The sequence below is a fragment of the Streptomyces sp. CA-251387 genome (assembly GCF_050936625.1).
In the GTDB taxonomy this organism is placed as follows: domain Bacteria; phylum Actinomycetota; class Actinomycetes; order Streptomycetales; family Streptomycetaceae; genus Streptomyces.
Map to the genome: position 1 here is coordinate 128940 of NZ_JBNJMJ010000001.1, position 22595 is coordinate 151534.

General features: G+C 67.8%; 22 protein-coding genes and 3 pseudogenes. 11 read left to right on the forward strand and 14 right to left on the reverse strand.

Annotation, left to right across the window (positions count from 1 at the left end):
• Positions 1 to 2: 2 nt before the first annotated feature.
• The 6 genes from ACQEV2_RS00635 to ACQEV2_RS00660 all read left to right on the forward strand — a co-directional run bounded on the left by ACQEV2_RS00635 (position 3) and on the right by ACQEV2_RS00660 (position 6184).
• Positions 3 to 983, forward strand: a complete 981-nt coding sequence (locus tag ACQEV2_RS00635; protein ID WP_433035047.1) for a carbohydrate ABC transporter permease — start codon at positions 3 to 5, stop codon at positions 981 to 983.
• Entirely contained in the window at positions 980 to 1816 is an 837-nt protein-coding gene (locus ACQEV2_RS00640) for a carbohydrate ABC transporter permease (protein ID WP_433035050.1), read from the forward strand. The genes ACQEV2_RS00635 and ACQEV2_RS00640 overlap by 4 nt, the downstream gene beginning before the upstream one ends.
• 363 nt (positions 1817 to 2179) lie before the next feature.
• Positions 2180 to 2557, forward strand: coding sequence for a VOC family protein (locus tag ACQEV2_RS00645; protein WP_433035053.1), 378 nt, complete (start codon positions 2180 to 2182; stop codon positions 2555 to 2557).
• Between the two features lie 1379 nt (positions 2558 to 3936).
• Positions 3937 to 4407, forward strand: coding sequence for a hypothetical protein (locus ACQEV2_RS00650; RefSeq protein WP_433035056.1), 471 nt, complete (start codon positions 3937 to 3939; stop codon positions 4405 to 4407).
• Positions 4407 to 5714: a hypothetical protein gene (locus ACQEV2_RS00655; RefSeq protein WP_433035059.1), complete on the forward strand. Its 1308-nt coding sequence runs from the start codon at positions 4407 to 4409 to the stop codon at positions 5712 to 5714. Before ACQEV2_RS00650 ends, ACQEV2_RS00655 begins: the two co-directional genes overlap by 1 nt.
• On the forward strand, positions 5711 to 6184 hold the full coding sequence (locus tag ACQEV2_RS00660; protein WP_433035062.1) for a hypothetical protein: 474 nt from the start codon (positions 5711 to 5713) through the stop codon (positions 6182 to 6184). The genes ACQEV2_RS00655 and ACQEV2_RS00660 overlap by 4 nt, the downstream gene beginning before the upstream one ends.
• A 106-nt stretch (positions 6185 to 6290) precedes the next feature.
• On the opposite strand, the gene ACQEV2_RS00665 is transcribed toward ACQEV2_RS00660, so the two are convergent.
• On the reverse strand, positions 6291 to 6764 hold the full coding sequence (locus ACQEV2_RS00665; RefSeq protein ID WP_433035065.1) for a hypothetical protein: 474 nt from the start codon (positions 6762 to 6764) through the stop codon (positions 6291 to 6293).
• A gap of 422 nt (positions 6765 to 7186) precedes the next feature.
• Between ACQEV2_RS00665 and ACQEV2_RS00670 the strand changes: the two are divergent.
• Positions 7187 to 8239: pseudogene (locus ACQEV2_RS00670) on the forward strand (sialidase family protein); the annotation flags it as partial.
• A gap of 695 nt (positions 8240 to 8934) precedes the next feature.
• On the opposite strand, the gene ACQEV2_RS00675 reads toward ACQEV2_RS00670, so the two are convergent.
• The gene (locus tag ACQEV2_RS00675; RefSeq protein WP_433035068.1) at positions 8935 to 9231 is read right to left on the reverse strand and encodes a hypothetical protein; all 297 of its coding nucleotides are present in this window, start codon (positions 9229 to 9231) and stop codon (positions 8935 to 8937) included.
• A 344-nt stretch (positions 9232 to 9575) separates the two neighbouring features.
• Here ACQEV2_RS00675 and ACQEV2_RS00680 point away from each other — a divergent pair, with 344 nt between their 5' ends.
• On the forward strand, positions 9576 to 10439 hold the full coding sequence (locus tag ACQEV2_RS00680) for a DUF4394 domain-containing protein (protein ID WP_433035071.1): 864 nt from the start codon (positions 9576 to 9578) through the stop codon (positions 10437 to 10439).
• A 40-nt stretch (positions 10440 to 10479) separates the two neighbouring features.
• On the opposite strand, the pseudogene ACQEV2_RS00685 reads toward ACQEV2_RS00680, so the two are convergent.
• Both ACQEV2_RS00685 and ACQEV2_RS00690 read right to left on the reverse strand, forming a co-directional pair.
• Positions 10480 to 10651, reverse strand: a pseudogene (locus tag ACQEV2_RS00685) (4-hydroxy-2-oxovalerate aldolase); the annotation flags it as partial.
• A 170-nt stretch (positions 10652 to 10821) separates the two neighbouring features.
• On the reverse strand, positions 10822 to 11982 hold the full coding sequence (locus tag ACQEV2_RS00690) for a WD40/YVTN/BNR-like repeat-containing protein (protein WP_433035074.1): 1161 nt from the start codon (positions 11980 to 11982) through the stop codon (positions 10822 to 10824).
• 284 nt (positions 11983 to 12266) lie between these two features.
• Between ACQEV2_RS00690 and ligA the strand changes: the two genes are divergently transcribed.
• Positions 12267 to 14354, forward strand: coding sequence for an NAD-dependent DNA ligase LigA (ligA, locus tag ACQEV2_RS00695; RefSeq protein ID WP_433035077.1), 2088 nt, complete (start codon positions 12267 to 12269; stop codon positions 14352 to 14354).
• Between the two features lie 251 nt (positions 14355 to 14605).
• On the opposite strand, the gene ACQEV2_RS00700 is transcribed toward ligA, so the two are convergent.
• From ACQEV2_RS00700 to ACQEV2_RS00735, 8 genes are all read right to left on the reverse strand, one after another.
• Complete coding sequence (locus tag ACQEV2_RS00700) at positions 14606 to 15088, reverse strand: hypothetical protein (RefSeq protein ID WP_433035080.1); 483 nt, start codon at positions 15086 to 15088, stop codon at positions 14606 to 14608.
• A 247-nt stretch (positions 15089 to 15335) separates the two neighbouring features.
• Positions 15336 to 15458 carry a type B 50S ribosomal protein L36 gene (ykgO, locus tag ACQEV2_RS00705; protein ID WP_398826970.1) on the reverse strand — a complete coding sequence of 41 codons (123 nt, stop codon included), beginning with the start codon at positions 15456 to 15458 and terminating at the stop codon, positions 15336 to 15338.
• A gap of 38 nt (positions 15459 to 15496) precedes the next feature.
• Positions 15497 to 15757 carry a type B 50S ribosomal protein L31 gene (locus ACQEV2_RS00710; RefSeq protein ID WP_433035084.1) on the reverse strand — a complete coding sequence of 87 codons (261 nt, stop codon included), beginning with the start codon at positions 15755 to 15757 and terminating at the stop codon, positions 15497 to 15499.
• Between the two features lie 51 nt (positions 15758 to 15808).
• Positions 15809 to 15973, reverse strand: coding sequence for a 50S ribosomal protein L33 (gene rpmG / locus ACQEV2_RS00715; protein ID WP_398826967.1), 165 nt, complete (start codon positions 15971 to 15973; stop codon positions 15809 to 15811).
• Between the two features lie 306 nt (positions 15974 to 16279).
• Positions 16280 to 17140, reverse strand: coding sequence for an oxygenase MpaB family protein (locus ACQEV2_RS00720; protein WP_433035088.1), 861 nt, complete (start codon positions 17138 to 17140; stop codon positions 16280 to 16282).
• Between the two features lie 69 nt (positions 17141 to 17209).
• Positions 17210 to 17698 (reverse strand): MSMEG_6728 family protein, encoded by a 489-nt coding sequence (locus ACQEV2_RS00725; protein ID WP_433035091.1) that lies wholly within the window; start codon positions 17696 to 17698, stop codon positions 17210 to 17212.
• Between the two features lie 11 nt (positions 17699 to 17709).
• Entirely contained in the window at positions 17710 to 17955 is a 246-nt protein-coding gene (locus tag ACQEV2_RS00730) for a DUF2945 domain-containing protein (RefSeq protein WP_433035094.1), read from the reverse strand.
• Positions 17956 to 18225: 270 nt separating this feature from the next.
• A complete protein-coding gene (locus tag ACQEV2_RS00735; protein WP_433035097.1) occupies positions 18226 to 18537 on the reverse strand; it encodes a hypothetical protein in 312 nt (103 codons plus the stop codon).
• A 395-nt stretch (positions 18538 to 18932) separates the two neighbouring features.
• Here ACQEV2_RS00735 and ACQEV2_RS00740 point away from each other — a divergent pair, with 395 nt between their 5' ends.
• Positions 18933 to 19265 (forward strand): ArsR/SmtB family transcription factor, encoded by a 333-nt coding sequence (locus ACQEV2_RS00740; protein ID WP_433035101.1) that lies wholly within the window; start codon positions 18933 to 18935, stop codon positions 19263 to 19265.
• Between the two features lie 35 nt (positions 19266 to 19300).
• Complete coding sequence (locus tag ACQEV2_RS00745; protein WP_433035104.1) at positions 19301 to 19981, forward strand: NAD(P)H-dependent oxidoreductase; 681 nt, start codon at positions 19301 to 19303, stop codon at positions 19979 to 19981.
• Positions 19982 to 20537: 556 nt separating this feature from the next.
• Here ACQEV2_RS00745 and ACQEV2_RS00750 read toward each other — a convergent pair.
• Positions 20538 to 21312: pseudogene (locus ACQEV2_RS00750) on the reverse strand (transposase family protein).
• Between the two features lie 157 nt (positions 21313 to 21469).
• A complete protein-coding gene (locus tag ACQEV2_RS00755; RefSeq protein ID WP_433035107.1) occupies positions 21470 to 21847 on the reverse strand; it encodes a hypothetical protein in 378 nt (125 codons plus the stop codon).
• Positions 21848 to 22595: the final 748 nt, after the last annotated feature.

Below are 22595 nucleotides of genomic sequence, written 5' to 3' on the forward strand. Positions count from 1 at the left end.
ACATGTCCGTCGCGCCCACCACCACGGCGAAGACGACGGCCCCGGGCCGTGGGGAGGCCTCCCGCAAGCGAGGTCTCCCCCCACAGGGCCGTCGACGGGAGTTCACCGCCCGACGCGGCCTTCGCATCGCCGCCTTCATGGCGCCGGCCGCGGTCTTCGTGGCGGTGTTCACCTACTACCCCATGATCGCGGGCGGCCAAATGGCCTTCCGCAACTGGAAGTTGACCGATCTGACCGACACCTCGTGGGTCGGGCTGAGGAACTTCGGCGACGTCTTCGCCGACCCCGCCTGGGGAACCGTACTGGGCAACAGCGCGGTCTGGGTTGTCGGCTCGATCGTCCCCCAGTTGCTGATCGGCTTCGTGCTCGCGCTGTGGCTGCGCGGCCGTTTCCGCTTCCGCGGCCTGTACCAGGCGCTGATCTTCTTTCCCTGGGCGATCTCCGGATTCCTCATCGGCATCCTCTTCCGCTGGTTGTTCAACAGCGAGTTCGGCGTCGTGAACGACCTGCTGCAGAAGGCCGGTCTGATCGACGAACCGATCGCCTGGCTGGCGGATCCGAAGACGGCGATGGTGGCCGTGCTCATCGCCAACATCTGGTACGGCGTCACCTTCTTCGCGATCATGATCCTGGCCGCGCTCCAGTCGATCCCCGACGAGCTCTACGAGGCGGCCGCGCTGGACGGTGCGGGCAAGGCGCGCACGTTGTTCCAGATCACCATCCCGTACATCCGCACCACGCTGGCCCTGACCGTGCTGCTGCGGGTGATCTGGATCTTCAACTTCCCGGACCTGATCTTCGGCATGACCGGCGGCGGGCCGAACAACGAGACGCACATCGTGACCACCTGGATGATCAAGATCACTCAGCAGGGCGACTACGGGAGAGCCTCCGCGCTGGGTCTCCTCGTGGTGGCCGGGCTGCTGGTGTTCGCGGTGTTCTTCCTCATGGCCACGCGTGAGAAGAAAGGGGTGCGGTCGTGATCGGCAAGGAGTCCGCGGCCGGCCGGGCCGTCAAGTTCACCTTCCTCGGCGTGTGGCTGCTGTTCACCGTCTTTCCGCTCTACTGGATCGCCGTCACCTCACTCAAGGCACCCGGCGACATCTTCCGCTTCCCGCTCGCCTACTGGCCCGAGCGCTTCTCCCTGGAGAACTACAGCGGCCTGTTCGGCACGGCCGACTTCGGCACCTATCTCACCAACAGCCTCATCGTCTCGACCGTGGCCGGGGCGACGGCCACGGCGATCTCCATGCTCTCGGCCTACGTCCTCGCCCGCTTCGAGTTCCGTACCAAGTCGGCCCTGCTGATGGCCGCGCTGGTCACCCAGATGATCCCGTCGTTCATCGCACTGGGACCGCTCTATCTGCTGATGACCGACTTGAAGCTGGTCGACAACCGGCTCGGCCTGATCCTGGTCTACATCGCGGTGTGCATCCCCTTCTGCACAGTGATGCTGCGCGGCTTCTTCGAGAACATTCCGGACGCGCTGGAGGAGGCCGCCATGATCGACGGCCTGTCCCGGTTCACAGCGCTGTTCCGGGTCCTGCTGCCGGTGATGCGCCCAGGCATCATCGCCGCGTTCATCTTCAACTTCGTGAACTGCTGGAACGAACTGTTCCTGTCGGTGACGCTCATGAACAGCGACAGCAACAAGACCGTCCCCACGGCCCTGAACGGCTTCATCTCCAGCTTCAACATCGACTGGGGCTCGATGTCCGCGGCGGCCGTGCTCACCATTCTGCCCACCATGCTCCTGTTCGCCTTCGCCAGCCGCCACATCGTTCAAGGCCTCACGTCGGGGGCGGTGAAGGGCTGAGAGGGGGAAGTGAGCACGCCGCCGCACGTGAACTCCGGGGCACCACCACCGGTGGGGTACCCAGGAGTTGGCAACTGCCGTCGGTGCTGTGCCAGACGCCGTCTCGCAGACAGCCGCCAGCTGCGGCCCCGGTCCTGGCAGCAGGCTGCGGACCGCCAGGGACATGTCCCCAATGTCAGCGCCCTGCCGCATGAGCGCCCTGCCGCATGGATTCACAGCCGGTACTGACCGCGCCGCGGCCAAGTGCATCGTGGACGCCACTCCAGGGTTGGTGCCAGGCCGGTGCCGCCGCGCCGGCGGGGTCCGGGCGCGGCGCCTGCTCATGCGTCGTGGGCGTCCGGCGGCGCGATCTATGATGATCGGATGCTGACGTTCACCGATGTCATCCTCGATTGTCCCGACCCCTGGAAGCTGGCCGAGTTCTACGCCGAACTGCTGGGCTGGGAGATCAACACCGACATCAGCACCGAGGACTGGGTCAACCTGCGCAACGACGGCGTCGAGCTGTCGTTTCAGCGGGTGGAGAACTACCAGCCGCCCAGCTGGCCGGGCCAGGAGCACCCGCAGCAGTTCCACCTCGACTTCGAAGTCGACGAGTTCGAGCCCGAGCAGCGCCGGGTGATCAAGCTGGGTGCCACCTTCCAAAAGAGCTTCGTCGGCGAGTCCGGCTACGGCTGGCAGGTCTACACCGACCCGGCCGGGCATCCGTTCTGCCTGTGCCGCAACCCTCCCCGGTCCTGAGCGCACACGGAACCGCCCCGGCTCCGCAGGGTGCCGGGACGGTCAGGCGGTGGGGCGGTGGGAGATGCCTACCGTTGTGATCTTGCTGCTTGTCCCTGCAGAACTGGGTGTCGAGGAGCCGGTACGGCGCACCCGCAGCCCGGTCGTGCACGACGTCCCCCATTTTCGGCGCTCTCGGCTGGCCTCGGGTCAGCGCAGGGCGGCCGGGACAGGGGGGTGGTCCGTGGTCGCGTCCGGATGCGTACTCGCGCGGGCTCGCCAACCACCACCTGGACCGGTGATTCGGCGGGGTGCGGTGACGTAGGAGGTGGTCCGGGAAGCCGCATCGGGCGAGTGGCCGTGAACGTGGAACGTCCAGGTGCGGTGGGCGTCGGATGGAGATGAGCCGCTCGTGGTCGCGTACGTCTCTCCCGGGTGTCCTGATCCACGCGATGGCCCGCTCCACCCGCCACCGCCCGATCTCATCGGCGAGCAGGCCTAAAAGGGTCCTCAGCTCGCAGCTGGTTACCAAGCGGCGCGCTCCGGCAACGCCCTGTCTGCCCACTTGAAGTGATAGCCCGTCATCACCCGGACAAGCTCAACCCCTTGCCCACCAGACGGCTTACGCAAAGCGTCGGCAGGCGGGCTGGACACCCTCAGGGTGGGGATCTTGAACTGGCCACGATCTCCACGATCCACCGGTACTCCAGGGTGAGGACCTCCACCCCCATGCCCCATGCCCTCGACACGGCCCGCCACCAGCCGCACCCACCCACACCCGGACCAGCCACCACCGGCTCCAGTTAGAGCTCGATGATGCCGGGCGGCTGCCGTCCGCCGTCGGTCGCCTCCGCCCACTACCCGAAGACGACCTCGGCGGCCTCCAGCGGGACCACCTCCGCCTCGATCCCCGCCAATTCCCCGCTTGAAAGTCCACGTCAGCACGTACACCATGACGATCCCTCCCGCGGCCGAAGCTACGCGGTAAGCCGAGGCCCGCACCCAGGAATCGCGGCAAGACCCCCTGTCGGACGATCATGTGCTACCGATCTCCGCTCCGACTAGCACGAGAGTTCCGTCGAGACGGCGCGCCAACACCGCTGACCAGCAGGAATCAGAATGACGGGGCCTCTTTGCCCGGCGTGACCCCGAGCGGCTAGGGTCCAACCACGAGTGATCGCATAGTCGTTGAAGCGTGCTGCCCCACAGCGGGTCACGCGTCGACACGGGGGGAAATTGTGAGTACAGAGCCAGATTCCGTGGCACCCATATCCGCGCCGCACACCGGCCCGGATCCCCGGACCAGCTACGGCCTGGACATGCCCGCACCCGGCGCCGGCCCGGGCGTCCGCACCGGCCCTGACTCCCCCAACTCCCCACCGGCGGACCAGACACACCAGATGCCCGCCCCGGACGGCCCCACCGACGTCCGCGACCGGAATCCCGCACCCGGGACGAACCCTGACCCCGGCTTCAACGGCAACGGCATCCAGGCCATGTCGGCCAGCACCGGGCCGAGCAGCACACCCGCTCCCCAGGCCGGCGGGGCCGAAGACAACGGCTACGGCGTAAGCAACGCCGAACTCGGCAAGATGGCCGACGAGTTGGACCTGGCCGCACAGATCCTCGAGAAGGCGGACAAGGGCCTGGCGGAATCCGACACCACAGCGCGTATCCACAACATGCTCACCAGCGGACGCATGCTCAAATCGACAACGGGCGACTGGGACGACGAAATCACCCGCCTCGCCAAGCAATGCCGTTCACTTGCCGACAAGATGCGCCAGACGCACACGAATTACACAACTCAAGAAGAACGTACGGCGCAGGATTTCCAGGCGATCCTCGCCTCGCTCGAGGGGAATGCGTAATGGCAACGCTCACCGACCGGCCGGAGGGCGAGGACCACGCGCATCCCGATGCGGTCGAGCGGCAGAACATCACGGTCGGGGAACTGGAAGACGTACGTCCGCAGGCCTGGTCGCGGGCGGCCGGCGAGTGGGCCGACCTGGCGGCGGCGGCCACCGAGGCCCGAGACCACGTCCACAACGTCCTGCTCAAGCTGCCCTTCGTCTGGGCGGGCCCGGCCGCCATGATGGCCCGCGTTCAACTGTCAGTACTCCATGACGAATTGACCATCGCACACCGCGAGTCCAAGGCTGCCGCAGCCACCCTCGAAGCGGCGAAGAGCGGGTTCGAACTAGCCCGCACCTGGCTCGCCGAGGCCCAGGAGATGGCCCGGTCGAAGGACCTGACCCTCCACGACAGCGGAGGCGTCACCATCCCCGAGCGGGACTACCCGCCCAACGACCCGGACAGTGCCGGCGCGGCCCGGCAGGATCAGGAGAACGCGGACAGCCTCCTCACCCGCGCGACCGCCGCGCTCAGCTACGCCGCCGACGTCAACGAGCACACCGGCTACGAACTCGAACGCATCAAGAAGGCGGTGGCGTACACCGTCCTGGACGAGCAGACCGAGGCCGCCGTCAAGGCCGACACCCAGGGCGCCAAGGATCTGAACCGCGTCTTCTCCGGCGGAGGCGGAGTGCTGCTCCCGCCGCCCCCGCCCGACAAGGGTTCCGGCGATTACAACACCCGCGAGGCCACCGACGAGGACCGTGCCATCAAGAACAAGATGGGCTTCTTCGCCATGGGCTCCCCCGCGGTGCTCGGCGGCCCTCAGTCGGCCAAGCACATGCTGCACTACCTCTCCAACACCGGCGAACCGCTGGACATCGACGTGGACGCACTGATGAGCGACCTCCCGGACATGAACCGCAACGTGGAAGCCCAACTCGCGGAGAACGCCCCCAACTGGGAGGCGCAGGCCCTCGCCGAATACGAGCGCACCGGAAAGCCCGTGAAGTACGTCCAGCAGACCGGCTGGCAGGGCTGGACCGCCGAGAAGGACCCCGACTGGTACCACGCGGTCGGCTCCTTCCACTACAACACGGTCGCCCAGGTCGAGGTCGTGCCGGGCCCGGACGGCGAGCCCAAGACCACGATCCGCTACCAGACCCACGTGTACGACCGCTACAACTGGGACGCGAACAAGGCGACTCCGGTACCCGCGATGGGCAACGTGTCGGACGCCCAAATGGCCAGGCTCCACCAGTCGGGTCAGGCCAAGGAGTACGACATGGGCGGACAGAGCGAAGTACGCACATGGAACGGGTGAGTACGCCTACGGGCCCCACGAGGCCGCGCCGGCGCAGATGGCTGGTGTGGTTCCTGGCCCTGTGCGTGGTGTGGACGCTCGGCGCGATCGCCTGGGCGGCCGTCGCGCTGCTCACGCCGGCCGGTGACAGTCCGCAGGAGGCAGTGGAGCGCAAGGCGGGGATGCACCACGAGCAGCATGAACCCGCGGGGCGCTACTACGTGCCGACGTACGCCAAGGTGGAGAAGGACGGCACCGCGGTGCTCCGGTACGAGGTGGGCAACAGCCAGGACTCGAGCGTCCAGGACTTCCTCCGTACGTACGACATCACCGCCGAGCCGAAGCGCACCAGCCCGTCCAAGGTGACGTACTCCGACCGCTTCGGCGACCTACGGCGAACGTTCACGATCACCTACAACCCGTCGCCTGAGCCTGGTGGGTACGACTACGCACGGATCACTGTCAGAGCCAGGGGCACCGACGCAAGCTGAAAGGCCGCATACAACTGTCACCACGCCGATAACTCGGTCAGGAGGCGACTCCCGCAGTCATCTCGAAATGACTTCCCACCTCAGCCACGAAGCGCAAGTCGGCGCGTCACTGATCATCGAGGGATGCCTGCCGGGCAAGGAACTCCTCGAACGCCGCCTTCTGCTTCAGATCCATGAAGCCTTGGCGGGCATTGCGAGCCTTCTCCTGGAGCCAGTGCGCCTCGTCGGGGTCCAATAGCTCGGCGACCACCACGCCTTTGCGAGCAACCGCCGTGCGCCCTCCTACGCGACGACGAAAAAGCGTGAACACGCCGAATTCCGCTGGGTGGGCCAGTTCAGGCTCCTCCGCCAGAGCCCGGTTCTCTCCCGCCGGGTCACTCGTCGGGTAGGCGCTGGGGGCCCAATGCTCCCAGAGCGCCAGCGTGGCAGCGGGCACCAGCACCGCGCGTTCTGCCTCTTCACGCCCCTCCCACAGGAACGTGACAGTGACGGGCTCGCCTACCGCCTCGGCCAATCCGAGCACCCTCTCCATCTCATCGTTGATCGGGTAACCCACCACTACATCGATCTCAATGCCCATGATGCGTGAGGCTACTGGCCGCGTCGGACATGCCAGCCGCAAGTGCTGGGACCCTCGCGCGCAGTGCTGGCGCAGTTCCTCGAGCGGCACGTTGGGGAGTAGAGCTCAGTGCACAGGGCAGGCGGCTGATCCATTGCGGCGATCCTCCCGGCTCGGGTCAGTGCCTGCTCCCCTCCGTCGGCTGCCTGGGACGCGTTCATGAGCAAAGGCCGGCGAGCGCCACCAGGTCCAGCCATCCATCGAGGTCGCCCGTTCATCAGTCGGCGGGACACAGACGTGCCCCAGCGGCCCGGATGTCCCAAGACATGGCCGACAGGCTCGCCACGCACCTCCTGTGGTGTGTCACTGCCACCACATACCATCAATCGCTCATAAATTGGACGTGGGATGTCCGTACGAACAGGCAAAGTGAAGGGCCCTCTATGCCGTTGAGGCTTCGCCCACGTCTGCGAGCCGCGGTCGCCGCAGGCGTCGTCATGGCGACCGCTGGGGTCCTCGCGGGCGCCGCCCACGCCCGACCCGCCAAGGCCGCACCGCTGTTCGAGCAGCAGGTCATCTTCAAGGCGTCCCAGGATCCGGGGTACGCGTGCTTCAGGATCCCGGCGATCGTGCAGAGCACCCAAGGCACGCTCCTCGCGTTCGCCGAGGGCCGCACGCGCACCTGCGGCGACGCCGGCGACATCGACATCGTGCTGAAACGCTCGACCGACGGCGGCCGCACCTGGGGACCACTCCAGGTCGTCCGTAACGGTGCCGGCGACACCCACGGCAACCCGGCCCCGATCGTGGACCGGACAACCGGCCGCATCCTGCTGGCACAGACACACAACCCGGCGAGTACTGATGGCACGAGCTGTGACATCCCCTGCGAGCGCAGCCCCCATCTGCAGTACAGCGACAACGACGGCCGCACCTGGTCCCGGCCGCGCGACTTGAGCGCGCAGATCATGCCCCCGAACTGGAACTCCTGGTACGCCACGGACCCCGTCCACGGGATCCAGCTCACCCGCGGCAGCCATCCCGGCCGGCTGGTCTTCGGCGTCAACGCGGAGACCTTCAACGGCAGCCGGGTCACCACCAATCACGCGGCCCTCATCGTCAGCGACGACGGCGGCACCACCTGGCGAAGACGCGCCACCGACTCCTGGCTCATCGCCACCGACAGCACCTTCCGCCAGAAGCCGTCCGAACTCACCCTGACCGAGCGCACCGACGGCACCATCCTGGTCAGCGGCCGCGAGCAGGACGGCACCGATCTGGGCCACCGCACCCAGACCTTCAGCCGGGACGGCGGCGACACCTTCGCCACCCCGTTCCGCCCCCTCCCCGACCTCTACGCTCCGCAGGTTCAGGCCTCGACGCTGAACCTGGGCGGCCGCATCCTGCTGTCCTGTCCTGGCGATCCGGACCGCCGCCGGACCATGATGATCCGCTCCTCCTACGACGGCGGCAGCACCTGGGAGAGCGACGAACGGGACGTCCGCGACGGCGAGTTCGACGAAGACGTCCGCCGCGGTGTGCGCGCGCAGTCGGGCGGACGGTCGGTTCAGCGGCGCCGCCCTGCTGATCCGGCGGGCGCGTGCGAGGGCTTCGGTGAGGTCGGCAAGCGGCGCGGTGGCGGTGCCTACGGCGCAGGGGCGGGCGAGGGCTTGGGCGAAATCCTGTACGAGTACGGATAAGTCGGGCCCGTCGGGCAACAGATCGGGGGAATCGGACGGACGGGGCAGGAGGTCGGGCACCGTTTTCCCGGCACAGGACGGACGAGGAACCAGAACGACCAGTTCGCCGCTCTCGTAACCGTTTTCCTGGGCCCACGTCACAGGCACTCGGTGCTTTTTCGCCAGGGTCTCGATCTCTTTTTCCAGGGCGGGATCGGCAACGGTCGGGCGGTCCGGCACGCGGAAGACGGTTACCGCGTAAGAGTCGGACACCTCCATGTCCACCACTGAGGCGAGTTGGGCGGCCAGGGAATCCCCGGCCACCAATGACCGCGCCAGCAGGGCAACCTGCTCGGCATACGGCAGCCGGCGCCGCAGCACCGTCACAAATCCCTGGCAGTAGGCGCCGATGCCGCGCTCGCCCTGTGGGGCGAACCAGGTCATCATCCGCATCAGTTCGTCCACAGTTCCGCCGCGCTGGGCGTCGGTGGCCTCGTTGATCTCGCGCAGCATCAGCGCGGTGTGCACCCGCAACACCCGTTGTCGCGCGTCGAGCGACATCCCGCCCCGGCGCGCAGCTCGCCCATCGCGGAGATGTAGCTCAGATCATCGTCCCTCAACTCGCTGTTGCCCGGGGACAGTTCAACGGTGCGACGACGGAACCAGACCGCGTACTCCAATGTCTCTGCCATGGCGCGCGGATCCGTGTCCAGGATCCCGAACTCCGGGATCTCACGTACATACGTCTCGACCTCCCTGCGGGCGTTGGTCGTCGCCCGCCGGGCCAGTTCGGCGAAGAGGCTCCCCATGGGCGGTGAGCATGCCATTCCGCCTGAACGGGCGGACAGACGAAATCCAGACGCCGTTTATCACTTCGCATAAATCCATGACGGACGCACCGCCGACGCCTTTGTCACTGTGCGCAAAAAGCCCGAACCCCGGTGTTTCCGCCACCGGTTCCGCTTGTAGAGGAGGAGTGAAGGGGGTTCAATGGGAGCCATGCGCCCGCCCGTTGGGGGAGCACCACGTCAATCATTCCGGCACGATTTCCGGCAATGAGTACGGGCTGGGTACAGAAGTCTCATCCGCACGTCACTCGCGCCGCCACGTTGGCGTTTTCTCAAACGGGAGGGAAAAACCGATGAAAGCAGGCATGAGAAAGAGAATCACGGCGGCACTCGCGGTCCTGGCCACGTCGACGGCGCTCATGCTGGGCGCACCCGGCTCCGCCTCGGCCGGGCCCGCCGCCACCCCCAGCCTTCGCGCGTTCGGCATCAGCGGTGACGGCACCCTGATGGCCACGTTCACGACCGACCGTCCGGACGTGCTCAACTGGGTGCGGGTCATCACCGGGCTCAACGGTGACACCGCCCTGGTCGGCATCGACTTCCGGGTCCAGGACGGCCTGATGTACGGCGTCGGCAACAAGGGCGGCATCTACACCATCAAGACCCCGCCGGCCACCACGGACGTCGTCGTCACCAAGGTGTCCCAGCTCCAGTACGCGCTGAACGGCACGACGTTCGGCGTCGACTTCAACCCTGCGGCCGACCGGCTCCGCGTGATCAGCGACAACGGCCAGAACCTGCGGCACAACCTCAATGACCACACGACCATCCAGGACCTGAACCTCACCACACCGCCGACCGAGGGCACGACCAAAGGCGTCACGGCCGCCGCGTACACGAACAACGACCTCAACGCGACCACCGCGACCACCCTGTTCGACGTCAACACGACCAGCGACCAAGTCGTCATCCAGTCCCCGGCCAACAACGGCACACTCGCCCCGACCGGCAGCCTCGGCATCGACGCCCAGCTCAAGGCCGGCATGGACATCTACAGCACCCTGAGCGGCGGCAAGACGGTCGACAACACCGCCTTCGCCTCCCTCACCCCGTACGGCGCCAGCACCCCGACGCTCTACACGGTCAACCTGTTCACCGGTGCGGTGACCCCGATCTACCAGTTCCCGCTGAACATCACGGACATAGCCATCTCCCTCACCGGAAGCTGATCCCCTCCCACACAGCGACTTCTCGCCGCGGCCGGGTCGCTCATTCCCGGTTCGCGGCGAGATCCAGGGCGATGTTGACGATCATGTCCTCCTGGCCGCCGACCAGACCACGGCGGCCGACCTCCAGCCGCATCGTGCCGGGGGGCGACGCCGTACCGCACGGCGGCCATCTCGGCATGGCGCAGGAACGACGAGTACACGCCGCTGTAGCCATGGATCATTTTCTGGCTGCCTGCACAAGGCTCCGTCCGGCACTTCCGTGATGCGAGGTGACCGGGCCCACGCCCTCTTACCCCAGAGGCGGCCATCAGCATGGGGCCGTGATCTGCGGCAGCGCGTCGCCATCCCGGTGAATAGCCAGACGGCCCACAAACACGACCTCTCAGGTCCCGTTGCCCAGTTCGAACTTGGTCCAGTGGACACCGTCGGTGGATACGCGCCAGCTTCCGGCGCCGAAGCTGTCGCCCCACAAATAGCCGAGCGCGGTCGTGGTCACCCAGCCGGACATCCCCCCGGAGTTCCCGTGGCGTGTGAAGGAACGGCCGCCGTCGGTGCTGCGCCAGACGCCGCTTTCACTGTGGATCGTCAGGCTGCCGTCGGCGGCGGCGATCGGCGTGCCGAGCAAGGACCGTGGGTCCACTCCCTTGCGGTGCTCCCAGACGCGCTCCCAGGTGCGGCCGGCGTCCGTGCTGCGGTGGAGGGCCAGCAGGCCGTTCTTCACGTTGCCCTCGTCGGGCAGCTGGCCCGGTTCTGCCGCGTAGAGCACTTTTCCGGTTCCGGTCACGCGCAGAGCCCATACCGAGTTTCCGGTTCCCGTCGGTCGGGACAACCGCCAGCTGCGTCCTTTGTCCTCGCTGACGGCGAGTGCGACACGGCCGGAGCTCGCGTCACGGCCGGAGACGAAGACCAGATCCTCGGTCTGCCCGGCCGGGATCAGCGGACCTTTCAGCCGCGGCTGAGTGGCTAGGGCCCGGAACTCTGCGGTGGTGGGCGAGGCCGTGAGGACACGGGAGTGCTCGCAGCCGTTGCCCTCCTGGTCCATTCGTGTGCAGTCCTCGACCAAGGTGACGCCCTCGGGCAGCACCGGGGTCGTGCCCGAGGGCCTGGCCGAGCCCTGCCGCCAGTGGCGTCCCCCGTCACTTGTGAACCAGGTCCGGTCCGGCGGCGGCCACACGCCCTCCGTGATCAGCGCGCGACCGGGTCCCAGCACCCTGAGCGTCGCCGTGATGCCGTGCTCCACGGTCACGTCCGCGAGCGGCGAACGCCCGAGTCGCCAGGCGTCGGCACCCTTGTCGAGCACGGCGACTCGCTGCCGGCAGCGTTTCTTCCCACACTCTGCAAGCAGCGCGAACCCACTGCCGTCCCTTGCGAAGTCCACGGCGACCGAGCTGCCCGGCAGGTCCGTCCCCGACGGAATGCGGGGGGCGACCGCCACCCCTGCGGAAGCGGCCCGCTCACCAGCCCGCGCGCCCCGCCCCCTGTCCTTGCCTCTGTCCGCGTCCCCCTCGACGCAGGCCGGCACCAGGGCAAGCACTGCCACCACGGCGGCACCCCAGACGCCCCAACTACCCTTGCCCCTACTTGCGCGCCACCTCATGTGAAGCCCCCGATCCGGCCGGCATGTCCGGCCCGCGATGCACCGTCATCTCTGGTACACCGCTCACCGCGCTCGGGTTCCCACTCCGCCACTGAATTCGGTGGGAGCCCTTGTCGCTCGACGGTGAGCTCGTCCTACCGCACCAGGGCAGCTGCGCTCACGGCCGGAGGCGTCCCTGCCGGCTGGCTGCGGTCAGGGCGTTGTCAGTGGTGGCAGGCAGGATGACGAGCATGACGACACCAGTTGCACAGATCGTGGATGCCTCCGCCTACGCGCAGGCGGTCGAGGACGCGGTGAAGGCCGCGGCCGCCTACTACGCCGGCGGCACGTCGCCTCTGGACGATGAGACCTACGACCGGCTGGTGCGCGCCATCGCAGCCTGGGAGAACGCTCACCCTGAAAGGGTGCTGCCCGCCTCGCCGACGGGGAAGGTGGCCGGGGGCGCCGTGGCAGGGGATGTCCCGCACACGGTGGCGATGCTGAGCCTGGACAACGTGTTTTCGCCTGAGGAGTTCACCGCCTGGACTGCATCCCTGGCCCGGCGTATCGGCCGGGACGTCACCCGCTTCAGTGTCGAGCCGAAACTCGACGGGCTGGCGATAGCCGCCCGCTATACCGATGGCAGCCTCAGACAGCTGATCACGCGGGGCAACGGGACGGCCGGGGAGGACGTCTCGCACGCGATCGGCACCATCGAGGGCCTGCCCGAGGAGCTCGCCGAGCCGGTCACCGTGGAGGTCCGCGGTGAAGTTCTGATGACGACGGCTCAGTTCGAGAACGCCAACGAGGTCCGCACCGCGCATGGCGGACAGCCGTTCGCCAATCCGCGCAACGCCGCAGCAGGCACTCTGCGCGCCAAGGACCGCCAGTACACCGTGCCGATGACGTTCTTCGGCTACGGCCTGCTGCCCCTTCCCGACACGGAGCCGGCGCTGGCGGCCCGGCTGGCAGAACTCGCACACAGCGATCTGATGGTGCAGGCCGCCGCATACGGGGTGAGCACCACCGCCGCCACCGCCGTGCCCGGCATCACCTCCGACACCACCGAGCAGGTACTGGCCCGGGTGCAGGAGATCGCAGCGCTGCGCGCGCAGTTGCCGTTCGGCATTGACGGGATCGTCATCAAGGCCGACCTGGCCGCCGACCAGCAGACCGCCGGATCCGGGACGCGCGCGCCACGCTGGGCGATCGCCTACAAGCTGCCCGCCGTCGAGAAGATCACCCGGCTGCTCGAGGTGGAGTGGAACGTGGGCCGCACCGGCATCATCGCGCCACGCGCGGTCCTTGAGCCCGTCGAGATAGACGGCTCCACCATCACCTACGCCACCCTGCACAACCCGGCCGACATCACCCGGCGCGACCTGCGCCTGGGCGACCGAGTCATGGTCTATCGCGCCGGTGACGTCATTCCCCGCGTCGAAGCCCCCGTTGCCCATCTGCGTACCGGCGACGAACAGCCCATCGTGTTCCCTGAAGCGTGCCCGCGGTGCGGCGCCGGCATCGACACCAGCGAGCAGCGCTGGCGATGCGAGAACGGCCGCAACTGCCACCTGGTGGCCTCCCTCTCCTACGCCGCCGGCCGCGACCAACTCGACATCGAAGGCCTCGGCCACACCCGCGTCGTTCAACTCGTCGACGCCGGCCTGGTATCCGATCTCGCCGACCTGTTCACCCTCACCCGCGAGCAGTTCCTTGGCCTGGAGCGAATGGGCGAGACCAGCACCGACAACCTCCTCGCCGCACTCGCCACCGCCAAAACCCGGCCCCTGTCGCGAGTGCTGTGTGCGCTCGGTGTGCGCGGCACCGGTCGGTCCATGTCACGGCGCATCGCCCGCTATTTCGCCACCATGGACGCCATCCGCGCCGCCGACGCCGAAACGATGCAGCAGGTCGACGGCATCGGCACCGAGAAGGCTCCGTCCATCATCACCGAACTCGCCGAACTCGCCCCGCTCATCGACAAACTCGTCGCAGCCGGGGTGAACATGACCGAGCCCGGCGCGACCCCGCCCCGCCCCGCAGACGACGGCGCAGACAGCTCCACAGAAGGTACGGAACCTCCCGCCGGGCCTCTGGCGGGAATGAGTGTGGTCGTCACCGGCGCGATGACCGGAGCGCTGGAGAAGCTCAGCCGCAACCAGATGAACGAGCTCATCGAACGGGCCGGGGGCCGCTCCTCTTCCAGCGTCTCCAAGAAGACCACCCTCGTCGTCGCCGGAGAAGGCGCCGGATCCAAGCGGGCGAAGGCCGAGGATCTCGGCATCCGATTGGCCAGTCCCGACGAATTCGCCACCCTCGTCGCCGACTTCCTGTGGTGACACCCGTCCCTTCATATGGGGTGCCCCACATCACAGCGGAACCTGGGCGGCGCAAGGAACAGCCCGGCGTGGTTGACCGTTCACCTGTATGTGGCTAGCGGAGGGGACAATGTCCCCGGGCCTCACCTATAGCCCATGGGGACGATCGTCCGGCTGAAGCCCCATGGAGCCTTCCGCCGAGAGGCGACAGCCCCCCGCTTGCCACCGTTCACGGCCCCGGCTGGTCTCCCCCGTCCAGCCGGGGCTTTCGCCTACAAGGAGAGCCTGTTCCTCACGTGCGCCGCGAGCGCAGAAAGAAAAGCAAACTCAGACGTCTCGCGGTAGGGGATACCTGGCGGATGCGTCTTCCGGTCGGCACGGGAGAGGCCGGACTCTACGCGTCCGCAGATCTGGGCGACAAGGTGCTCGGACCGATGTCGTACTTCTGGAGCGGGACTTGCGTGGCCGCAGCGTAGAGCGTGGGCCGTCAGGGCTGAAGCACGCGAGAGAACCGAGTCGCCGGAGGCGGGGAGGGCGGAGCCAAGGAGACAGGCGGACGCGACATCCCACAGATGCACGGTGCCGGACTTGCCGGCGACCGCGAGGTTGGCACCGTCGGCGGAGAAGGCCAGCGCGCTCACAGCGTTGGTGTCCCCCGAGGGTGAGCCGATGTAGGTTCCGGGCAGTACGCCAGGGCGTCCGTGTGTTCCTCCGTCCCAGAGGGTGACTCGACCCAGCGTGTCGCCGACAATCAAGCGCGCCCCGAGCTGAAGGCGAGCACGGTTGTTGAGTCCTCGCCCAGCGTGGGTGACTGACCCGTCCGTACGGCAGATCTGCGACCATGACGTACAAGGTCACCAGCTTGCCCCTGTCGCGGCGGAAGGCCAGGTCAGCTCCGGCCGGTACCGATCAGTGTTCTGGTTTTCCTCCCAGGGCCCCATGCCCGTGGCCCTGCCCGCGTGATCGCAGGCCGGGCCACGGGGTGAGCCGCAAGGGGATCCGTCAACCCTGGCGGGCCTTGAAGCGCGGGTCCTTCCGGTTGAGCACGAACGTCACGCCGCGTCGGCGCACGACCTGGGCTCCGGGCCTTGCCTTCAACGAGCGCAGCGACTTGCGTACCTTCATCGCGGTGTCCTCCTTCCGATGGGCCGGCGGGCCCGGTGTCAGGGTTGGGAGGCGGCGCCAGGACCGTAGCGCCGCTCGAAGCCCTCCACACGTCCCGCGGTGTCCACGACGCGCGAGGTGCCGGTGAAGAACGGGTGGCTCGCCGCCGAGATCTCGACGTCGACCACCGGGTAGGTGCCGCCGTCGTCCCACTCGACCGTCCGCTGTGAGTCGAGGGTGGAGCGAGTCAGTAGGGCGAATCCGGACGTACGGTCGCGGAACACGACCGTACGGGAGACGGGATGGATGCCGCGCCTCATGAGATGTCCTTTCGTCACGGCCTCCACCGACGGGCGGCGGGGAGGCGGGCGTCAGCGTTCCTCGCGGAAGAGGACGTGAGCGCCGGCGACCGGGTCGTACTTGCGCAGGACCAGCCGGTCGGGGTCGTTCAGCCGACTCTTGCGGGTCACATAGGTGACGCCGGTCCCGGCCGTCGACTTCAGCTTCACAACAGGCCGCGTGCCGCTGCGTGCCATAGCAGGCTCCTTTCCACTGCCACGCGAGTCGATTGACTCGAACATGTCAGACGCTCTTCCCAACACGGAGCCCCGCCGCCACATTCCCGAAGGTCGGCCGGAACGCGCGATCCGGCCGTCTGCCCCTGCCGGCCGACATGGGCCACCGGCCCGGCGCCCACAGACGGCGACCGACCACTTCGTACCGGGCGGCCTCCATCAATCGAACCGCCGTGACGACGCCGCGACGGGCGGTGCGCATCGCAGGCTCGGCGGGCACGCCGATGGCGGGGCCGGAGGGCCGCCTGACGGGTGCCCTCCGAGCGATCACTCCAGGCGGGAGGGGCGCATGGGAGACATGGCCCAGCGGATGGTCCGCGTCAGCACCTGACCGGCGGGACGTACGGTGAGGTCCTCGACGACCGGCACCCGGGGCAGCCACAGCATGCCGCGCGCCCAGTTCGGCAGCAGCGCGACGGCGCTCGCGGCCAGGCCGCCGTAGAACGGCCGCACGGCAAGGGGCAGGGGAGGCTGGAACAGCAGGAAGCGGGCGGCGGCCCGGGCCTCGGGCGTGGCCCGCAGTTCGGGCCGGTAGGCGGCCAGGCGTTCGGTCAGTTCCCGGCGGTCACGGGGCGGGGCGACCACTCCCAGCGCCGCGGCCACGCGCGCGGTGTCGGCGACATAGGCGTCGTAGCCGGCCGCGTCCAGCGGGCGCGCCCCGTAGCGTTCGTGGGCCCGCAGGAAACTGTCCGTCTCGGCGGCGTGCACCCAGCCGAGCAGGTGGGGATCAGCCGCCTGATAAGGCACGCCGTCGGCCGTCGTGCCACGGATGCGTTCGTGGATGTGGCGGACCTGGTCGACGGCTCGGCTGGCGTCCGCGGCCGTGCCGTAGGTCGTCACGGCCAGGAAGGCGCTGGTGCGTTGCAGCCGGCCCCACGGGTCGCCGCGGTAACCGGAGTGCCCGGCCACCGCCGCCATGGCGAGTGGATGGAGGGACTGCAGCAGCAGGGCGCTCAGCCCGCCGATGAACATCGAGGCGTCACCGTGGACCGTGCGGATGGGGCGGTCCGGCTCGAACCAGCGAGGGCCCGGGGTGTGATGGATGCGGGCCCGCACCTCCGCTCCGTCGGGGCCGGCGACGCGGGCGAACAGGGCCCGGCCCAGCTGCTCACGCACCACGGTCAGCACGGTCGTCCTCCCCTCTCCCACTGACCAGTGTGAGCCACGCCCGCCCGTTACCGCGTACGCCGGCGCCGTTCACCCGCTCGTCAACGGATGTCGTGGCTGACGGTCCGAGGCCGGCCACACATAAGGCAGGTCGTCGGGCACGCCGGGGAACAGAGCGGCATACACCTCCTGGTCCTTGCGGACCAGCGCCGAGCGGTGACTGGTGTGGAAGGCCTCGTCGCCGAGCCAGGGTGGCAGCTCACCGGCAGCCGCCAGTTCCACCTGCCCGCGCACCACCACGCCTGGCCGGTCGGCGGATAGCTGAGCCACCAGTGAGGCGGCACAGCTGTCCTGATGCCCCTGCTCCCGCCACACCCGGCAGATCTCCAGGCCATAGCGCACCAGTGCCTCCTCGTATCCCGTCCACATCCGCACGGCCGGATGCCGGCGCCACCCGTAGCCGGGCACCGTCAGGCCACGCAGCACCTGCAGCGCCTCGACCCGCTGTTTGCCCAGCCGGCGTCGGTCCAGCAGCTGGGCCGACCGACGGAAGTCGGGATCGGGCAGGAACGTCTGCATCGCCGGCCAGCTCACTTCCTGCGCAGCGCCGACGGCTCGTGGACCGCCGACCTGCGGGACCTGGCACTGCGCGCCTCGTACTGCGGAGCCTCCCGTGAGTCGTCCAGGATCCGGTCGGCCGCCTTCGTGCGTCGGGTGATCTTCGGTTCGCCCCTGCCTTCCGTGGTGCCGCCAGGGCTGGTCCAGGTGACATCGTCGCCCCAGGTGAGCTGCTTGCACCTGCCGTCGTCGCTGGTGTTCTTCGCCTTCTTCGCCATCGTCCACCCGCTCCTTCTCCTTTTTTCGGTTCCGGGACGTGGTGTCAGCATCCGGCCGGGCAGCCCTCCGGTCGGCCAGGCCAACCGCGTCGACGGCGCCGGCGTACTCGAAGAGCTGCGCGCCCTCCAAGCACCGCAGCTCGCGGCGCGCGAGGCACACCACCACCGGCGGCAGCACCGAGCGCACCGGCTGGACCAGACGCTGCCGCCCCGACGCGTACACCGCCATAGACGGCCGCTCCAGGCCCGTACCAGGCTGGCGGCGACCGCCTACACGGGGTGGACCCGGTAGGCCGGAGGCGGCATGTGGGCGCGCAGTTCCCGCAGGACGGTGACATGGCGCCCCACGCGTTTGCGTGCGGGCCTTCCCGGCGCAATCCGTGCCAGCTCGCTCGCGATACGCGCCATGCCCAGCCTCCCGGCAGGCGCCTCAAGCTCCAGGCACACGCCCTCCTCACGGCGGCGCACGACCGTCTCGTTCACCAGCCGGAACGGGCCCAGTCGCACCTCATGGCGGATCACCGTGTCCGTGCCCGGCCGCTGCCCGGCGCCGGTGCGGACCGCGACGTCCCCGCCACCCACTCCCCAGACCGGTTGCCGTCGAGAGCACCGCCCACACGGCACTCGGACCGACTCGGATCAGACGATGACGAAAGGCCACCGAGACCTCCACGAGGCCTCGACAGGGTCGCCCGCCGACCACGCCCCCGGGTGCCCCAGCCCCACGCGCCCAACCGGCACTGACGAACCCGATCGCATTTCAGGCGGGAGACTGGGCCAACGGATCTTGAACTGCGCACACGCACTGGATTGCGCATCCACGCGGCGGCCGCAGGCCAAGAAGGACGGGCGGCTTCCGGATGGTGCCCGATGCTGCCGGATACGGCGTCGCCGACAGGGCGACCATCGGTCAGAGCCGGCGTCCGATATCGAGATATCGTGATGCGTCGGAGCGTAAGAGCCAGGAGAGGTGGCGCATGAGCACGGCAGCGGGATGGGATCCCGATGACCTGATCGAGGTCTTCAAGGCCCTTGGCAACCCCGCCCGTTTGCAGATCATGCAGTGGCTGAAGGACCCCGACGCGCACTTCGGCGAGTACGAACCGATCGCGGACCGCCAAACGGTCGGCGTGTGCGTCACGCACATCCAGGCGAAGTCGGGACTCGCGCAGTCGACGGTCTCCAGCTACATGAGCACCCTCGAACGCGCGGGACTCGTGCATCCCACCCGGGTGGGCAAATGGACCCACTACCGGCGCGACGAAGAACGGTTGACGCAGCTGGCCCGAGCGATCGGCACCACTCTTTAGATTGACACATCGCAATACGTCGATATGATCTCTTCATGTCGACCTTCGCTGCTGCCCCCACCGCGCTGATCGTTCATGCCCACCCCGAGCCCCAGTCGTTCAGCACCGCCCAGATGACAGCCGCAGCCGAAGCACTGCGCGATGCCGGATACCGAGTCGACGTCCTCGACCTCTACGCCGACGCATGGGCCCCGGTTCTGGCCCGCGAGGAATACGCGCCGGTGGAAGGCCACTTCAAGCCGCAGGCCGAGCAGATCCGCGCGGTCAAGGACGGGACGCTCGACGCGACCGTCAAGGGCCATCTCGACCGGCTGCTCGCCGCCGATCTGCTCGTGCTGTCGTTCCCGATGTGGTGGTTCTCGCTGCCCGCCATCCTCAAGGGATGGATCGACCGGGTCTTCGTGATGGGCGGAGTCTTCGGCGGGGACCACGGCCTCTTCGACGACGCGGCGCTCGCCGGGAAACGCGCGATGCTGCTGATCACGACCGGCGGGTCGAGTGAGTCGTTCCAGCCCGGTGGCGCCTTCGGCCCGATGGACGACTTCCTCTTCCACATCCACCGCGGCATGCTGCAGTTCGTCGGCTTCCAGGTCCTCGACCCGGTGGTCACGTACGGACCGGCCCGCATGACCGACCAGGAACGAGCAGCGGCACTGGACGAGGTCAAGGCATCTGTCGCACTCACCGCCGCGGACGTCCGCGCCACCGTGGGCTGATGCAGCCAGACGAAGGCCTGTGGTCGACATCGACCATGAGCAGAGGCCTGGGCGAGCATCAGCAGAAGCCTGTGCGAGCAAAGCAGTGAAGACGCACTCCCGAGTACCGCCGACGGCCCAGGTGACCCGCCGAGCCGTCGTCGGCCGAGTCGGACCCGCCGCTACGGGGAAGCGGCGGGCCAGCCAGGCCCATGGCTCGGCACACGCACCGTTCACCGCAGGAGGTGGCTCATGCCCTTCTGTGCTCTTCCAGGTGACCGGCTGTCAGCAGGTGCGGCCCACGCAGTGAGCGCCCTGGATCAAGTGAAGACCGCCCGCATCGCGTTCGCCGGGACCGCCATACCCATCCACCAGGACCCGCGGCTGCAGCAATGCAACCACGGCAAGCTCAACGGCTGCCCCGTGACCGCCTGTGCCCCCGCACGCGCCCGCCGCATCGGCGCTCCCTTCTCCAGCGGCCAGAACTATCGCCAGGTCACCGCGTACAGTGCGGTGAGCAGAGCGTCCAGATCATTCGTCACATATCGATCTGGAACGCCTTGAGCCCTTTTCATCCTCACTCTGAGCTGGCGAAATGAAGGGTGAGGACAGCCTGGACCGGCTGGTGATCTGAGTGGTCGAGCAGCGGAGCTTGCGCAGCACCCGCCAGGACTTCAGGGTGGCTATGGCCTGCTCGACAAGTGCTCGGATCTTCGCGTGGGACCGGTTGACAGCCTGCTGGCCTGCGGAAAGAGTCTCTTAGCGGCCCCAGTAGGGGAGCTGGACCACGCCTCCGGCGCCCCGGTATCCCTTGTCCGCCCAGCACGTGATGCCAGCCTTGGCGAGGGCGTCGATGATGGCGTGCTCACGGGCGGCCCGGACGTCGTGCGACGGCGTGGACGGCGCCGGGCAGCGCCGGTGAAGTCCACAGTAGACGGCCGGACGGATCGGCGAGGACCTGCACGTTCATCCCGTGCTTCTTGTGTTTTCCAGAGCGGAAGGGCCGGTCGGGGGCTATCCGGTCGATCGGTAGCAGGGTCCCGTCCAACAGCACGAACGCCTTCGTGGATGCCGTGCGGATCGACTCGGCCAGCGTGGGGCATGGGCGGCCAAGACCTCGACGGCCTCGGTGAAGTAGCGGTAGGCAGTGGTGGTTCCGATCCCGAACCCTGCCGCGAGCTGGACGTAAGGGTGACCTCACGCAGGTGAGCGAGGGCGAGCAACGCCTGCCGGCCGACACTCAGGCGCCGCCACCGGGTGCCGAACTCATGGCGATGCCTGCGCAGCTTGGCGGACAGGAAGCGAAGGGCAGAGCTGGACACGTCGACCCCGGACGGGGGGGGGACAAGCACACGAAGCCTCTGGTGGAGACGGATTTCTTGGTCGAGAACCCATCTACAGGGGCCTCATTCGCCTATCAGCCCCAACTACCCAACCGCGCCGGCAGGTTGGAAATTCTCACTGCTTCGTTGGGCGCTTAACCACATGAAGGAAACGGAGGGGGATTCGTCACTTGCAAGCGCGCACGACTCCGGATTGAATCTTGGTGGATGTACCTTCCCAGATGGTTTCTGTAAAGTAATTGTGGCATCCCGACTGCATGTCTCCATAGACGGTGAGACTTCCGGTAACGAAATACCAATAGGTGCCGGAGGCGACGGTTTGATCAGGCCAATTGTCAATCACTCTGCGAACTTCGACCCTCAGGTTGATCTTGTTCGTGCAGCCAGTACGTCCGCCCACGCCCATGATTCTTCCAGTAGTGCTGATTACCGGCTCCTTGGCGAACCAGTTGCAACCGGCAGACTCCTTCGCAGATGCTGTCGGCGTAAGAATTGCAGCTGCCACGAACACAGTTGCCAGCATCGAGATGACTCGCTTTATCATAAGCCCCTCCATTTGTGATCCCGGCGGTGAAGGCTAGCAGTGTTTTCCTTCAACTGACCAGGTTGTTTTGCGTCTCCGCTACATGCTTTTTGGACGCGTCCACGACCATCACAAGCTGAGATCTCCACCGAACCCGGTGGTTAAATCAGGGCTTCCGAATTCCAGTCCCGTCGTGGGGTCCGTGTCAGTGGGCTCGCCGAGCGGTTGCGGATCCGGCGCCCGGCTGCCGTGCTCGCCGAACTCCAGGCGAGCGATGCGGGGGACGAGCGGGGGTCCGCGTCCGTGTAGTGCCGCAGAAGGCTCTCGATCTTCGCTGCGACCTGAGAGGAGGAGGAGTCTGTCAGCCCCAACTACCCAACCTCACCGGCAGGTTGGAAGACGCCCCTTAGGACGGTAGGACGGGCTGGGGCCGCGGCGGCAACGCCGCGGCCTCTTCAGCTCAGTTGCCGACAGGCGTCGCTGGTGATGCCTTGCGCCGGCTGACCGGGCATGGAGAGGAAGGGTGAGGGCCGGAGGGCAGCCGGTGAATCAAACGCTCAGCATTGGGCCTCTGCTGGGCGCGGAGTTCCTCGCCGCGGTCGGCAGCGACCTTGCGGAGGTCTTCTCGCCCACGATCGGCCGACAGCTCCTCGATCGGACTCATCGACGAGATCGACCTGCACATCGCGCCGGTGCTTCTCGGCGACGCAATCCGGCTGTTCGACAATCCCGGCGGCTCCCCCATTCAGCTCAGCTGCTCAACGGCGGT

Coding starts and splice junctions, on each gene's coding strand:
- ACQEV2_RS00755 (WP_433035107.1), bottom strand. CDS start 21,847: ATGATAAAGCGAGTCATCTCGATGCTGGCAACTGTGTTCGTGGCAGCT.
- ykgO (WP_398826970.1), bottom strand. CDS start 15,458: ATGAAGGTACGCAAGTCGCTGCGCTCGTTGAAGGCAAGGCCCGGAGCC.
- ACQEV2_RS00650 (WP_433035056.1), top strand. CDS start 3,937: ATGCCCGCCCCGGACGGCCCCACCGACGTCCGCGACCGGAATCCCGCA.
- ACQEV2_RS00675 (WP_433035068.1), bottom strand. CDS start 9,231: ATGGGGAGCCTCTTCGCCGAACTGGCCCGGCGGGCGACGACCAACGCC.
- ACQEV2_RS00725 (WP_433035091.1), bottom strand. CDS start 17,698: ATGCAGACGTTCCTGCCCGATCCCGACTTCCGTCGGTCGGCCCAGCTG.
- ACQEV2_RS00635 (WP_433035047.1), top strand. CDS start 3: ATGTCCGTCGCGCCCACCACCACGGCGAAGACGACGGCCCCGGGCCGT.
- ACQEV2_RS00730 (WP_433035094.1), bottom strand. CDS start 17,955: ATGGCGAAGAAGGCGAAGAACACCAGCGACGACGGCAGGTGCAAGCAG.
- ACQEV2_RS00710 (WP_433035084.1), bottom strand. CDS start 15,757: ATGAGGCGCGGCATCCATCCCGTCTCCCGTACGGTCGTGTTCCGCGAC.
- ACQEV2_RS00665 (WP_433035065.1), bottom strand. CDS start 6,764: ATGGGCATTGAGATCGATGTAGTGGTGGGTTACCCGATCAACGATGAG.
- rpmG (WP_398826967.1), bottom strand. CDS start 15,973: ATGGCACGCAGCGGCACGCGGCCTGTTGTGAAGCTGAAGTCGACGGCC.
- ACQEV2_RS00655 (WP_433035059.1), top strand. CDS start 4,407: ATGGCAACGCTCACCGACCGGCCGGAGGGCGAGGACCACGCGCATCCC.
- ACQEV2_RS00740 (WP_433035101.1), top strand. CDS start 18,933: ATGAGCACGGCAGCGGGATGGGATCCCGATGACCTGATCGAGGTCTTC.
- ligA (WP_433035077.1), top strand. CDS start 12,267: ATGACGACACCAGTTGCACAGATCGTGGATGCCTCCGCCTACGCGCAG.
- ACQEV2_RS00680 (WP_433035071.1), top strand. CDS start 9,576: ATGAGAAAGAGAATCACGGCGGCACTCGCGGTCCTGGCCACGTCGACG.
- ACQEV2_RS00745 (WP_433035104.1), top strand. CDS start 19,301: ATGTCGACCTTCGCTGCTGCCCCCACCGCGCTGATCGTTCATGCCCAC.
- ACQEV2_RS00645 (WP_433035053.1), top strand. CDS start 2,180: ATGCTGACGTTCACCGATGTCATCCTCGATTGTCCCGACCCCTGGAAG.